The 14116-nt window shown below is 68.1% G+C and carries 11 protein-coding genes; 7 read left to right on the top strand and 4 right to left on the bottom strand.

Features of this window, described 5'->3' with window-relative positions:
- The first annotated feature begins 26 nt into the window (after positions 1–26).
- Positions 27–1190, top strand: coding sequence for an NAD(P)/FAD-dependent oxidoreductase (locus tag PGN27_RS14805; RefSeq protein ID WP_335326785.1), 1164 nt, complete (start codon positions 27–29; stop codon positions 1188–1190).
- On the opposite strand, the gene PGN27_RS14800 is transcribed toward PGN27_RS14805, so the two are convergent.
- Complete coding sequence (locus PGN27_RS14800) at positions 1181–1621, bottom strand: thiol-disulfide oxidoreductase DCC family protein (RefSeq protein ID WP_335326783.1); 441 nt, start codon at positions 1619–1621, stop codon at positions 1181–1183. The two genes, PGN27_RS14805 and PGN27_RS14800, sit on opposite strands and share 10 nt — an antisense overlap.
- Before the next feature lie 246 nt (positions 1622–1867).
- Between PGN27_RS14800 and PGN27_RS14795 the strand changes: the two genes are divergently transcribed.
- The 4 genes from PGN27_RS14795 to PGN27_RS14780 all read left to right on the top strand — a co-directional run bounded on the left by PGN27_RS14795 (position 1868) and on the right by PGN27_RS14780 (position 7890).
- Positions 1868–3901, top strand: a complete 2034-nt coding sequence (locus PGN27_RS14795; protein WP_335326782.1) for a toprim domain-containing protein — start codon at positions 1868–1870, stop codon at positions 3899–3901.
- Positions 3902–3911: 10 nt separating this feature from the next.
- Positions 3912–6068: a DNA gyrase subunit A gene (locus PGN27_RS14790; RefSeq protein ID WP_335326781.1), complete on the top strand. Its 2157-nt coding sequence runs from the start codon at positions 3912–3914 to the stop codon at positions 6066–6068.
- A 70-nt stretch (positions 6069–6138) separates the two neighbouring features.
- Entirely contained in the window at positions 6139–6912 is a 774-nt protein-coding gene (locus PGN27_RS14785; protein WP_335326780.1) for an AraC family transcriptional regulator, read from the top strand.
- A 75-nt stretch (positions 6913–6987) separates the two neighbouring features.
- Positions 6988–7890 (top strand): sterol desaturase family protein, encoded by a 903-nt coding sequence (locus PGN27_RS14780; protein WP_335326779.1) that lies wholly within the window; start codon positions 6988–6990, stop codon positions 7888–7890.
- Here the strand turns inward: PGN27_RS14780 and PGN27_RS14775 are convergent.
- The 3 genes from PGN27_RS14775 to PGN27_RS14765 all read right to left on the bottom strand — a co-directional run bounded on the left by PGN27_RS14775 (position 7887) and on the right by PGN27_RS14765 (position 10473).
- Positions 7887–9194, bottom strand: coding sequence for a sensor histidine kinase (locus PGN27_RS14775; RefSeq protein ID WP_335326778.1), 1308 nt, complete (start codon positions 9192–9194; stop codon positions 7887–7889). The two genes, PGN27_RS14780 and PGN27_RS14775, sit on opposite strands and share 4 nt — an antisense overlap.
- A 3-nt stretch (positions 9195–9197) precedes the next feature.
- Positions 9198–9866, bottom strand: coding sequence for a response regulator transcription factor (locus PGN27_RS14770; protein ID WP_167305512.1), 669 nt, complete (start codon positions 9864–9866; stop codon positions 9198–9200).
- A gap of 73 nt (positions 9867–9939) precedes the next feature.
- Positions 9940–10473 (bottom strand): hemophore, encoded by a 534-nt coding sequence (locus PGN27_RS14765; RefSeq protein WP_335326777.1) that lies wholly within the window; start codon positions 10471–10473, stop codon positions 9940–9942.
- Between the two features lie 275 nt (positions 10474–10748).
- Here PGN27_RS14765 and PGN27_RS14760 point away from each other — a divergent pair, with 275 nt between their 5' ends.
- Together PGN27_RS14760 and PGN27_RS14755 are read left to right on the top strand one after the other, a co-directional pair.
- Positions 10749–13616, top strand: a complete 2868-nt coding sequence (locus PGN27_RS14760) for an MMPL family transporter (protein ID WP_335326776.1) — start codon at positions 10749–10751, stop codon at positions 13614–13616.
- The gene (locus tag PGN27_RS14755) at positions 13559–14098 is read left to right on the top strand and encodes an XRE family transcriptional regulator (RefSeq protein WP_418888601.1); all 540 of its coding nucleotides are present in this window, start codon (positions 13559–13561) and stop codon (positions 14096–14098) included. The genes PGN27_RS14760 and PGN27_RS14755 overlap by 58 nt, the downstream gene beginning before the upstream one ends.
- The last annotated feature ends 18 nt before the right edge of the window (positions 14099–14116 follow it).

Below are 14116 nucleotides of genomic sequence, written 5' to 3'. Positions count from 1 at the left end.
TATCTCATCGAGGAAAGGGATGCGCGATGCCCACCACCCAGATCGTTGTCATCGGCGGCGGATACGCCGGTGTGCTGGCCGCCAACAGAGTGCTCCAGCGGGCCGATGTCGAGGTGACGCTGGTCAATCCCCGTCCCGAATTCGTCGAACGCATCCGACTGCACCAGCTGGTCGCCGGCAACGACGATGCCGTGGCGGACTACTCGACGGTGTTGGCATCCCGGGTTCGCCTGATCGTGGACTCCGCCGAACGGATCGATGCCGATGCCCGCAAGGTGGTGCTGGCGTCCGGATCGGCGCTGGCCTACGACCAGCTGATCTACGCGGTCGGCAGCACCGCAGGGGTGCCCGCCTCGGTACCAGGGGCAGCCGAATTCGCCTATCCACTAGGTGAATTGGAGGCTGCTCGCCGGCTGGCAACCCGGATGGCTGCGCTGGTGCCGTCGGCACCGATCGTGGTCGTGGGCGGTGGACTCACCGGTATCGAGGCGGCCGCCGAATTCGCCGAGAACGGTCGCGTGGTCACCCTCGTCACCGATGCGCTCGGACCGTCGCTGGCCAAGGGTGGCCGTCGTTCGGTGGCCGGGCGGTTGCACCAACTCGGCGTCGACGTCGTGGAGAACGCCACGGTCACCGCCGTCGCCGCCGATCACGTGACGCTCGCCGACGGCCGCGAGGTACCCGCCGAGGTGACGGTGTGGACGGCCGGGTTCGGCGTCCCGACCCTGGCCGCCGCCAGTGGCTTGGCCACCGACGCGATGGGTCGCCTGGTGACCGACGAGACACTAACCTGCGTGAGCCATCCGTCGATCGTGGCCGCCGGGGATGCGGCCGCCCCGTCGGCGCTGCCGTTGCGGATGAGCTGCCAGCTCGCCATGCCGCTGGCTGCGCAGGCCGCCGACACGGTGCTGGCGCGCATCGAGGGCAGACAACCCCGTGTGCTCAATCCGGCGTCGGTGGGTCAGTGCATCAGCCTGGGCAGGCACGCGGGCACCATCCAGCTGTCCCGCTTCGACGACACCGCGATCGGATTGCACATCGGGGGACGGTTGGCCGCCACCATCAAGGAGTCGGTGTGTGCCGGGACGCTGAGCTTCCTGGCCAAGGAGGCGCGCAAGCCGGGCAGTTACTTCTGGCCGCGCGGCGGCAAGCGGGCCGAGCGACTCGCGGCCCGCTCGGTTCATCCGTAGGTGGCGTCGACGAAACGACTGCGCACCTCGGGCGACGGGACGGGGCAGGTGTCGTACTGTCCGCCCACGTGGTACCGGACCTTGGCGAATGCGGCATACAACCGGTCCCTGACGGAGGGCGGGATGACCCGCGCCGCCAGCGCCAGCTTCCAGAAGCCACCGAGATACTCGGCCACCTGCAGCAGCGCCGATGACTGGGTGCTCACCGCTTCCCGGTCCGTTCCCGGGTCACGCACGAGGACAACGGTGTCCAGGTCGGCCAGGTGCGGGTGCCGAACGATGATGTCGCGCGCGAAATCGCTGTCCAGCGCGGCGAACCGCAGTGTTCCGCGGCGATCGAACCGCAGGATGGTCCGCACAGCGCTGTTGCAGACCCCGCACACACCGTCGTAGAGCAGGACGGGCGCAATCGACGCGGTCGGCGTGCTCATCGGAGCCTCCATCGAATAGCTGCCATGTTCATCGGGTTCCCGCACACACAGCGGGGAAACCGGGCATGGGTCACTGTGCCACCGACGCGGCGAGCGCCTGATCGGCTGTGCGCGGTCTCACACTGGCTGACCACGCACGACCTTTGCCGGCCGGTGCCGGCGTTCACCCCGCTCGGATGCACGGAGATGTCGGATCGGCGGACTACGATTTCCCCGGCACCCCGGCCCCGATGGAGAGAACGAGCAGTGAGTTACAACGCCGCAGACATCACCGAACTCGATGATGTCCAGCACACCCGTCTGCGGCCGGCGGTCAACCTGGGCCTCGACGTGCTCAACACCGCCCTGCGCGAACTGGTCGACAATGCGATCGAAGAGGTCGCCGACCCCAGCCACGGCGGATCGACCGTCACCATCACCCTGCACGCAGACGGTTCGGTCACCGTCGCCGACGACGGCCGCGGCCTTCCCGTCGACTCCGATCCGGTGACCGGTAAGAACGGCATCGTCAAGACCTTGGGCACCGCCCGCGCCGGCGGCAAGTTCTCCGCCCACACCGACGCCACCAGCACCGGTGCCGGGCTCAACGGGATCGGCGCCGCGGCCGCGGTGTTCATCTCCGCCCGCACCGATGTGACGGTGCGCCGCGCCGGCAAGACCTATCTGCAGAGTTTCGGCGCTGGCTATCCCGGCACCTTCGAGGGCAAAGATTTCGACCCCGACGCGCCCTTCACCAGGGCCGACACCCAGAAGCTGCGCGGTGTCGGCAACCGCAAACCCGATGCGCACGGCACCGAGGTGCGCATCCTTTTCGACAAGGCCGTCGTCCCGGACTCCAGCATCGATGTCGGCGAGGTGCTGCTACGCGCCCACGCCGCGGCGCGGATGTCCCCCGGCGTGCACCTGGCCGTGGTCGACGAGGGGTGGCCCGGCGAGGAGATCCCGGCGGCACTGCTCGAACCGTTCGACGGCCCGTGGGGCAGCGACACCCTGCTGGACCTCATGTGCACCGCCGCGGGCACCCCGTCACCTGCGGTGCGGGCCGTGGTGGAGGGCCGCGGCGAATACACCACCGGCCGTGGACCGACACCGTTCCGGTGGTCGCTGACCGCGGGCCCGGCCGAGCCCGCCACCGTCGCGGCGTTCTGCAACACCGTGCGCACCCCCGGTGGCGGCTCGCATCTGACGGCCGCCATGAAGGGGCTGTCCGAGGCGTTGGCCGACCGGGCATCGCGGATCCGCGATCTGGGCCTGGCCAAGGGCGAGGACGGGCCGGAGCCACAGGATTTCGTCGCGGTGACCGCCCTGGCCGTGGACACCCGCGCACCCGACGTGGCATGGGACTCCCAGGCCAAGACGGCGGTGTCCTCGCGGTCGCTCAACGTGGCGATGGCCCCCGATGTGGCCCGCAGCGTGACCATCTGGGCGGCCAACCCCGCCAACGGTGATGCCGTCTCGCTGTGGACCAAGCTCGCGCTGGAGTCGGCCCGGGCACGGCGCAGCGCCGAGGGCGCCAAGGCCCGGTCCCGCGCGGCATCGAAGGCCAAGGGGCTGGGCACCAATCTCTCCCTGCCACCCAAGCTGCTGCCCAGCCGGGAGACCGGCCGCGGGTCCGGAGCCGAACTGTTCCTGTGCGAGGGTGACTCGGCGTTGGGCACCATCAAGGCGGCCCGCGATGCCACCTTCCAGGCGGCCTTCCCGCTGAAAGGCAAGCCGCCCAACGTCTATGGATTTGCGATCAGTAAGGCGCGGGTCAAAGACGAGTTCGACTCGATCGAACGGATACTGGGCTGCGGACTGCGCGACAACTGCGATCCCGAGCTGTGCCGGTACGACCGCATCCTGTTCGCCTCCGACGCCGACCCCGACGGCGGCAACATCAACTCCAGCCTCATCTCGATGTTCCTGGACTTCTACCGCCCGCTTGTCGAGGCCGGGATGGTCTACGTGACGCTGCCTCCGCTGTTCGTCGTCAAGGACGGCAACGAGCGGATCTACTGCCAGGACGAGTCCGAACGCGATGCCGCGGTGGCCGAGTTGAAGGCCAGGTCCAAGCGCAAGGTCGAGGTGCAGCGCAACAAGGGTCTCGGTGAGATGGATGCCGACGACTTCTGGAACACCGTGCTGGACCCGCAGCGGCGCACCGTCATTCGGCTTCATCCCGACGATGCCGACAAGAAGTTGCATCACATCTTGTTCGGCGGACCACCGGAAGGCCGGCGCACGTGGATGGCCGAGGTCGCCGCCCGCGTCGACACCGCCGCTCTGGACCTGACCTAGGAAGATCACCGTGACCGCCACCCTGGACGTACCAGAGCAGAATCCCGATCTGGTGCTCGATCAGAGCGCCGATGATTACTGGAACCACTACCAGCTCACCTTCGCGCTCTACAGCGTCAGCGACCGCGCCATCCCCTCGGCGTTCGACGGGCTCAAGCCCGGTCAACGCCGCCTGCTCTATCAGATGCACGATTCCCGCCTGCTGCCAGGGAACAAGCCGCAGAAGTCCTCGAAGATCTGCTCGGCGGTGACCGGCAACCTGCACCCGCACGGCGGGGCATCGATGTACGGTGCCGCCGCGCTGATGGCCGCCGAATTCCAGCGCGTGAAGGTCATCGACGGGCAGGGCGCCTTCCCCCGCATCCAGGGCGACATCCCCGCCGCCGACCGCTACACCGAGATGCGGCTGTCCGCGCCGGGGGCGGCGCTGACGGCCGAACTCGACGATCACGCGGTACCGATGGTGTCGACATTCGACGGCGAGTGGGTCGAGCCGACCATGCTGCCCGCGCAGTGGCCGGTGCTGCTGTGCAACGGCGCGATGGGTATCGCCGAGGGTTGGGCCACCAAGGTTCCCGCGCACAACCCGCGCGAGGTGATGGCCGCCTGCCGGGCCCTACTCGCCAGGCCCAACACCACCGACGACACCCTGATGAAGCTGATCCCTGGTCCGGACTGGGGTTGTGGGGCAACCGTTGTCGGCACCGCGGGGCTGCGGGAGTACATCACCACCGGCCGCGGCCAACTCACCGTGCGGGGCACCGTCACCGTCGACGGCAAGAACTGCGTCATCACCGAACTGCCACCCGGCGTCGCCAGCAACACTGTGCAGGAACGTATTCGGGCGCTGGTGGAATCCGGGGAAATGTCCGGTGTCGCCGATATGTCGGACCTCACCGACCGCCGTAACGGGTTGCGCATCGTCGTCACCGCCAAGCGCGGGTACAGCGCCGAACAGATCCGCGATCAGCTGCTCGCCCTGACCCCGCTGGAGTCCACCTTCGCCGCCAGCCTGGTGGCCCTCGACGAGGACCGGGTGCCGCGCTGGTGGAACGTGCGCGAGCTGATCGGCGCGTTCCTGCACCTGCGCGATTCGGTGGTGCTGCACCGCAGTGAGTACCGGCTGGAGAAGGTCACCGCCCGCCGCCATCTGGTGGCCGGCTTGATGAAGATCCACCTGGACATCGACGCCGCCGTCGCAGTGATCCGCAACTCCGACACCGTCGACGATGCGCGGCAGGGCCTACAGAAGCGCTTCGAGATCGACGAAGAGCAGGCCAATTACGTTCTGGCACTGCAGCTTCGCCGGCTGACCAAGCTCGACGTCATCGAACTGCAGGCCGAGGCCGATAAGCTGGACGCCGAGTTCGCCGAGCTCACCGAGCTGGTCACCAATCCCGATGCGCGCCGCAAGGTGATCGACAGGGAACTGGTCGAGACCGCCAAGCTGTTCAAGGGCCCGGAGTTCGACCGTCGCACCGTACTCGACGCCGAGGCGACGCCGGTGACCGCCGGTTCCGATGAGGACGGCCCCCGCGAGCGCAAGGTCAATACCGCCTGGCGCCTGGATGACCGCGGCGTGTTCTCCGACAGCCACGGCGATCTGCTGACCTCAGGGCTCGGCTGGGCGGTGTGGACCGACGGGCGGGTGAAGTTCACCAATGGCAACGGTCTGCCGTTCAAGATCCGCGATATCCCCGTCGCACCGGATATCACCGGTCTGCTGCGGTCCGGTGTGCTCAGCGAGGGCTACCACCTGGCGCTGGTGACGCGGCGGGGAAAGGTGTTGCGCATCGATCCCGCCGCGGTGAACCCGCAAGGCGCGGCGGGCAACGGCGTGGCCGGAGTGAAGCTCGGCGGTGACGGCGAGCCGCGAGACGAGGTGATCGCCGCGTTGCCGTTGTCCTGCCAGAACGGCGAGGCCATCCTGTCGATCTCGGAAAAGGGTTGGAAGGTCACCGAAGTCGCCGATATCCCGGTCAAGGGACGCGGTGGCGCCGGTGTCGGGTTCCACCCGTTCGTCGCGGGTGAGAGTGCACTGCTGTCGGCGGAGGTGTCGGCCACCGGGTATGTGCGCGGCAAGCGGGCGGTGCGGGCCGAGAAGCGCGCCAAGGCGTCCAACAAGGGGTCCGGCACCGACGTGCTGCCCGCGGAGCCGCCGGCCTGACCGAGGGCGAGCACCGACAGCTGGGCGCTGTACCGATGGCCCCATGCCTTTGGTGTGAGATGTTTGGTGAGTGGGAGCCGACAGTGCAGAGTCCGCTCGGTGGGCGGGCGCGCTCGCCGTGGCGGATGGCGCCTTGTGCTACGTCGGGGCGTTGTCTGATGCGGACAGCCACCACCATGTGGCGACCCAGATCGTGCGTGCGTGGTCGGGCTCTTTCGAACTGACCGATGGCCATGGTCGCTGCGCGATGACGCAGGCGGCGATCATTCCCTCCAGCTGTGAACACTCCATTCGCGTCCCGCATCGAGACGTCCGAGGCGCACTTGTTTTCCTCGACTCCGGGTCCGCGCTGGGTTCGGGGATCGCCGAACTCGTCAGCGGTGGTTCGGATGTGACGCGGTGGGTCACGGCAGGGCACGAACTCGTGAAGACGATGGATCTCGCGGCGGGTGATCCGGCGTCGATCCTGGAAACGATCGCCGGCGCCCGCGGTGCGGATCATCATCCGGGTCCTGGTCCGTGGCACCCCTACGTGCGCCTCGCCGTCGACCGCATCGCCGAACTGCTGCCCGAGCCCGTCACACTGGTGGAAGTCGCCAACGCCGTCGGTATGTCCCCGAGTCGTCTGAGCCGGTTGTTCAACGAGCAAGTGGGTCAGTCGTTTCCCGCCTACGTTCGGTGGCGGAGGTTGCGACTGGCAGTAGAAGCGCTGCAACGGGGGGCGTCGCTCACCGATGCGGCGCACACCGCCGGCTTCACCGACAGCGCCCACGCCAACCGGGTCTGCCATGAGATGTTCGGCCTGTCGCCCAGCCTTGCGAGCAGACATCTGGTGTGGGGCTGATTCGACCAGACCGCAGGTGAAAGTCGGCACGTTTGTACAAGCGTCGGGCAGATGGCGTGCGCGACCGTGGTCGGCATGTTCACTTCAGTAATTCGATACGGCTATGTGCCCTTCATGCTTCTCGGTGTCAACGGCGCCGCGGTTCACCTGGCAGGCCGCGGCTTTTCAGAGTTCTGGTTGGTGGGCCTCATCGTGGTGGGGGTCGGCTGCTCGTTCGCCGCGGAGCGCATCGTGCCCTATCGGCGAGAGTGGAACCAGGGAATCGATGACGCGCGACGCGACACCGTCCACGCGTTCGTCAACGAAGCGTTCATCCTGGCCAGTGTCGCGGTCATTCCCCTGCTGGCTGCGGTGACACCGTTTCATCACTGGTGGCCCGGGTCGCTGCCGTTCGTCGTGCAGGTGCTGATCGCAGTATTGGTGGCCGATTTCGGTATCACCACGATTCACCTGGCAAGCCACAAGATCGGCTGGTTGTGGCGATTGCATGCCGTTCATCACAGCATCCGTCGGTTCTACGGTCTCAACGGTCTGATGAAGCACCCGTTGCATCAGGCCGTCGAAATGCTGGGCGGCGTCCTGCCGCTGATCGTCATGGGCGTACCGGTTCAGGTGGCATCCGCGCTCGCGGTGTGCGTCGCCGTGCAGTTGCTCCTCCAGCACGCCAACGTCGACTACCGGGTCGGGCCGTTACGCTCGATACTGGCGCTCAACGAGGGCCACCGGTTCCATCACTTGAAGTGGGCCGGTGTCGGTGACGTCAACTTCGGCTTGTTCACCTTGCTGTGGGATCACCTCTACCGCACCTATTCCTTTGATCCGCAACGCCGATTCACCACAGACGATCTCGGCATGGCGGCCAAACCGCACTATCCCACAGGCTACTTTCGGCAACTCGCCGAACCCTTCACTGCGAGCGGAGCGTGTGACTTCCGGGCCGCCGGGGCCGTCGACACCACTCATGGTCAGGCTCGCTAGGTGATCTGGTCGGGTGCGCGTTCGGCGATGGTCAGGGTGGCGCGCAGGCCACCCAGCGGGCTGTCGTCGAGTTCGAGCCGCCCACCGTGCAGTGCGGCCTGCTGGGTGACCAGCGCGAGCCCGAGCCCCGAACCGCCGGGCGCGGCGGTGCTGCCGCGGGCGAATCGGCCCAGCACCACCGTGCGTTCCTCGGCGGGTAGGCCGCAGCCGTCATCGTCGACCACGATCTGCACGCGGTCGGGTAACCGCTTGCAGGTCAGCACGATCCGGCCGGCACCACCATTGGTCGCGGCATTGCGCACCAGATTGTCGACCGCCAACCGCAACCCACCCGGCCAGCCCCACACCGTGAAGTGGTCATCGCCGGCCACTGTGATGTCCACGGTGGGATGCACCCGCGCGTTCTCCCGCACCACCCGGTCCAGCATGTCCGTGACGTCGATCAGCTCGCGGTCCTCGGCCTGGGCGAGTTGTCCCGAGGCCAACTGCCCCAGCGCGGTGATGGTGGCCTCCACCCGGCGCTGGGCGCGCAGCAGATCGGCAACCACCTCGTCGCGCTCCTCGGCGGGCAGGTCGTGGATGCGCAGCGTGTCCAGATCCGCTCGCATGGCCGTCAGCGGAGTGCGCAGTTCGTGAGCGGCATTGGCCGCGAAATCCTGAGCGGCCTGCAGTGATCGGGTGGTGGCCTGCTGCGCGGCGGCCAACCTGCTCAGCATGCCCGCCATCGCGTCGGAAAGTTCCTCGGCCTCACGGGCACCCTTCACATTCGGCACCCCGCCGCTGCCGAGCGATTTCGTTTGCTCGGTCAGCCGCCGCAGCGGGCTCACCGCGGGGCCGGCCAGCAGCCAGCCGAACCCGCCGGCCACCAGGACGGTGAGCACGCCCACCGCGAGGTACACCGGAATCCTTGTGGGGCTCAACAGGATACTGTCAGCACGGATACCTAGCGACAGCAGGATGCCACCACCCTGCTGGTTCATCGGGATGGTCCGCACCCGGTACTCCACCCCGTTGACCTCCACGGTCTCGGTGCCCGGCGCCAACGCCGGCAGCTGGAACCCACGCTGGAAGACCACCTGACCGGTGGAACGTGACCGGCCGGTGGTCAGGACTCCGCGTCTGGGGTCGGAGAGCTGTTCGGGGAACATGCTGGCCTCGACGATCGAATCCAGGCGTCGATCCAGTTGTGCGGCATCGTTGTTGGCCAGCACGACCGATGTCAGCACGGTGAAACCGGCGACCACGGCGGCCGCCGCGACGGCGGAGGCGATGGCGACCCGGGTGCGAAGCGACAACCGAGCCACGAACTACGCCTCCTCCCGCAGCACGTAACCGATTCCGCGGACCGTGTGGATGACCCGGGGGCGATCCTCACGCTCCAGCTTGCGCCGCAGGTAAGAGATGAACACATCGGCGACGTTGGTGTCGACGTCGAAGTCGTAGCCCCACACCAACTCGAGCAGCCGCTGCCGAGACAGCACCACCCCCGCGTTCTCGGCCAGCACCGCGAGCAGGTCGAATTCGCGTTTGGTCAGATCGGCCCGTTCCCCGTCGACATAGACCAGTCGGCGGGCGGTATCGATGGTCAGCGGCCCCACGATCATCACATCGGATTCGCGTTCGGCATGACTGGCGCGGCGCAGCAGCGCATGCAACCGGGCCACCAGCTCACCGAGATCGAACGGCTTGGTCAGGTAGTCGTCGGCGCCGGCCTCCAGACCGGCGATCCGGTCGTTGACGGTGTCGCGGGCCGAGAGCACACAGATCGGGATCTCGTTGCCCAGCGCCCGCAGTGCCGTCACCACCGCCACGCCGTCGAGTTCGGGCATCTGCACGTCGAGCACCAGCGCGTCATGGGCCTCGCTGGCCAGCAGCCGCAGCGCCTCGCGACCGTTGGAGGCCACCCGCACGTCGAACCCGGAATGCCGCAGGCCGCGCGCGACCGAGGTCCGGACATCCGGGTCGTCGTCGACCATCAACACCGTGCGGCCGGTGCTGTCGGATGGGGAGTGTTCCAGCGTGGTGCGCACCTCTGGATTATGGCGCGCGCTACGGAATCGCGCGGAGGACCGGGCCGGGCAGGGCCCCGGTGCCCTGGGCGACGGGACTGACTGCGTCCCCGGCGGCCGGCAGTCCGGCCGTCGGCGACCCGGCAGCGGGCGCGCCGGTGGCCGGCTGCTGGACGGCCTGCATCAGGCCGAGCACCTGAGGCAGCGAGATCGGCAGCTGACACTGCGTCGACAACCGCACCAGGGGCGCTTGCAGGCGCTGGATGTCCTTGGCAGCGCCCGGCTTGGCGTCGAAGTAGGCCTTGGCGGCGGCGAGGGACTGCGGTCCGGCGGGTTGCGCGGCGATCGCGGTCAAAGCCTGATTGGTATCCGGGTGGGTGTCGAGATAGTTGCCCATCGAGGTCGCCACCGAACCGATGGTCTTGGCGATCTCGCTGGCCTCACACGGATCGGTCTCGGCCCCGGCGCCCGGCGCCGAGATGACCGCGGCCACACCACCGGCGGCCAGGCAACCAGCGAATGCCGCCCACAGGCCGCGACGCAATGCGGCGGAACCGCTGGGAATCAGATTCATCGGGAGATCTCCTTCGGGTGGGACACCGCTGGCGCGGTGCGAACTCCCACTTTCGACACGGCACGTATCCCCGACCCGGAACGACCAGCCGCCATCATGCCATCTGCCCGATCACCGGGCCAACCGGCACAGCAAACTCGCAGGTGGTGCCGAGGAGCCGACGTTGCGAGGTGGTCACAACCGGTATCTGGCGCTCCTCGTCCCACAGCAAGCTGCGGTACGCTCACGCTTACCAGCAGCCGGGGAGAAAGGCCAGGGGCGCCATCCAGCAGTTCATGATGCGCTTGAGCAGCAGCCTGCGCAGATATCGCTGGGCGGTGTTTGTCGTATGGGTGCTGCTTCTCGTGCCCTCCGTATACCTGGCCATCAACCACTCCGACCGGCTCACCGGCGGCGGGTTCGAGGTCGCCGGCTCGCAGTCCCTGGACCTTCAGCACCAGCTCGAAGAACAGTTCCCCGACCAGGGCGCCTCACCGCTGGCGCTGGTGGCGGTGCCGCGCGCCGACGCGTCCTTCGAGGATATGAACGAGGCCGTCGCGCAGCTGCGGCGGATCGCCGGAGAGGTGCCCTCGGTCACCGAGGCACCCAACCCGCAGCAACCGCCGCCCGCACCCGACCGGCCCTACGTCGTGCAGTTGAAGGTCGACTTCAACAACAGCGGCGCGGTCGATATCGCCAACCAATTGCGCGACAAGGTCGGTATCGAGGGTGAGCAGGCAGGCCTGTCCGACAACGGCAAGGTCCGGCTCTACGTCATCGGCCAGGGCGCGCTCGGCGCCGCTGCGCAACAGGCCACCAAACATGACATCGCGCAGGCCGAGAAGTGGAACGCGCCGGTCGTCCTGATCATCCTGCTGGCGGTCTTCGGGTCGCTGGCCGCGGCCGCCATGCCGCTGCTGCTCGGCGTCTGCACCGTGGTGGTCACCATGGGCGTGGTGTTCCTGCTGTCCCATGTGATGGCCATGTCGGTGTTCGCCACCTCGACGGTGTCCATGTTCGGCATCGCGGTGGCGGTGGACTACTCGCTGTTCATCCTGATGCGCTATCGGGAGGAGCTGCGGGCGGGACGCGATTCGGCCCAGGCCATCGACGGCGCGATGGCGACCTCGGGGCTGGCGGTCGTGTTGTCCGGTCTGACGGTGATCGCCTCGGTCAGTGGCATCTATCTGATCAACACCCCGATCCTGCAATCGATGGCCACCGGAGCCATCCTCGCGGTGGCGGTCGCGGTGTTGACCTCGACAACCTTGATCCCTGCGGTGCTGGCGACATTCGGACGCTCGGCGGCCAAACGATCGAGGCTGCTGCACTGGTCCCGGCGCCCCGACACCACCCAGTCGCGATTCTGGACGCGCTGGATCGGCGCGGTGATGCGCCGGCCGTGGGTGTCGGCGTCGTGCGCGGCGGTGATGCTGCTGGTGATGGCCGCCCCCGCGTTCGGGATGACCCTGGGCAACAGCATGCTGCGCCAGTTCGACCCCAGTCACGAGATTCGCGGTGGGGTGAACGCTGCCGCCGAGGCGCTCGGTCCCGGCGCGCTGGGCCCGGTCCGGGTGATGGTCACCTTCCCCGACGGACAGGCCGACGGTCCCGCCGCGCAGGCGGCGCTGGCCACCGTGGGCCGCACCATGGCCGAGGGACCCGATGTGGCGGCCGTGACACCGCCGGTGCTCGGCAAGGACAACGACAGCGCGTTGCTCTCGGCAGTGCTCTCGGTGGACCCCGAGGACTTTCGGGCCCGGGACGCGGTCGACTGGATGCGTACCGAGCTACCCAAACTGGACATCGGCAATGCGCAGATCGACGTCGGCGGGCCGACCGCGCTGATCAAGGATTTCGACGACCAGGTGTCCAAGGCCCAGCCGTGGGTGTTCGTCTTCGTCGCCGTGATCGCCTTCGTGATGCTGCTGATCGCGATCAGGTCGGTGTTCCTCGCGCTCAAGGGCGTGCTGATGACCGTGCTGTCGGTCGCGGCCGCCTACGGCAGCCTGGTGGTCGTCTTCCAGTGGGGCTGGTTGGAGGACCTCGGGTTCGCCCCGCTGGAATCGCTGGACAGCACGGTGCCTCCGTTGGTGTTGGCGATGACGTTCGGGCTCTCGATGGACTACGAGATCTTCCTGCTCACCCGCATCCGGGAACGCTTCCTGATCACCAACAACACCCGCGACGCGGTCGCCTACGGCATCTCCACCAGTGCGCGCACCATCACCAGCGCGGCGTTGATCATGATCGCGGTCTTCATCGGGTTCGCCTTCGCGGGGATGCCGCTGGTGGCCCAGATCGGCGTCGCGTGCGCGACGGCCATCGCGGTCGACGCCACGATCGTGCGGCTGGTCCTGGTGCCGGCGTTGATGGCGATGTTCGACGAGTGGAACTGGTGGCTGCCGCGCTGGCTCGACCGCATCCTGCCGTCGGTGGATTTCGAGAAACCGCTGCCCAAGGTCGATATCAGCGACCTGGTGCTGGTGCCCGAGACGGCCCTTGCCGCTCCCGGCGCCGATCTGCGCATGGTGGTCAAGTCCGCCGCCAAGCTCAAGCGGCTGGCCCCGCAGACCGTCGTGGTCGCCGATCCGCTGGCCTTCACCGGCTGCGGCCCCGCCCCGGGGGAACGCCGGCTGTCCGGGCGGCTGCCCACGATCACCTCGACCGGTTCGGTCACCCGGCCCGTGCACCCGGTGACGATGTGGCGCGGCAGGATCAACGTCGCGCTCGACGCGCTGGAGACCGCATCGGATTCCGAGCGGCTGCCCGTCCAACGCCGCAGCCCCATCGAGGCGACCACCGTGCAACTACCCACCGGCGACCGGTTGCTGATCCCGACCGGCGCCGAGACGCTGCGGATGAAGAGCTATCTGCTGATGTGTCGCAACACCACCCGCGACTATGCCGAGTTCGCCCGGCTGGTCGATTCGATGGAGACCGACACCGCGGCCCGCGTCCTCACCGGCATGGACCGGTATTACTGTGGACAGCGCCCTCGGGCGCACTGGGTCGCCACCCAGCTCGTCCGCAGGCTTGCCGACCCACGGCCGTCGGACGACCCGGACGCACCGGTCGAGACCGATTGGGACCAGGTTCGGCAGCGATGCCTTTCGGTGGCGGTGGCGATGCTCGACAGAACAGAGCTGGAGGAGGCGAGGTGACGGTGGCAGCGCAGCCCGCTGACGTGTCCCCGGCGGCCGACGGACGGCCCGTCGAATTCTGGCCGACCTCGGCCATCCGCGCCGCGCTGGACAACGACGACCTGGCGGTATGGCAGCGCATCGCCGCGGCCATCAAGCGGGATCCGTTCGGCCGCACCGCGCGTCAGGTCGAAGAGGTGCTCGACACTGCGCACCCGTACGGGGTGTCCAAGGCGCTGGCCGAGGTGCTGGACAAGGCCCGCGCGCATCTTGAGGCCAACGAGCGCGCCGAGGTGGCCCGGCACATCCGCGAACTCCTGGAACGTTCCGGGCTCGGCGTCCCGGAATTCGCATCGCGGATCGGGGTGCCCGGCGAGGACCTCACCGGGTGGCTCGAGGAGAAGGGTTCGCCCCCGGCGACCCTGATGATCCGGATGCGCAGGCTCTCCGACCGGTTCGCCAGGATCCGCGCCCAGCGCGCCCAGGCCTCCGCCGAACGCTGACCGCAGACCCGGCCGACG

Origin of the sequence: Mycolicibacterium neoaurum (assembly GCF_036946495.1) — a bacterium.
Lineage (GTDB): Bacteria > Actinomycetota > Actinomycetes > Mycobacteriales > Mycobacteriaceae > Mycobacterium > Mycobacterium neoaurum_B.
Note: the sequence above shows the minus strand (reverse complement) of the source record. Positions and strands in the feature narration are given on the sequence as shown.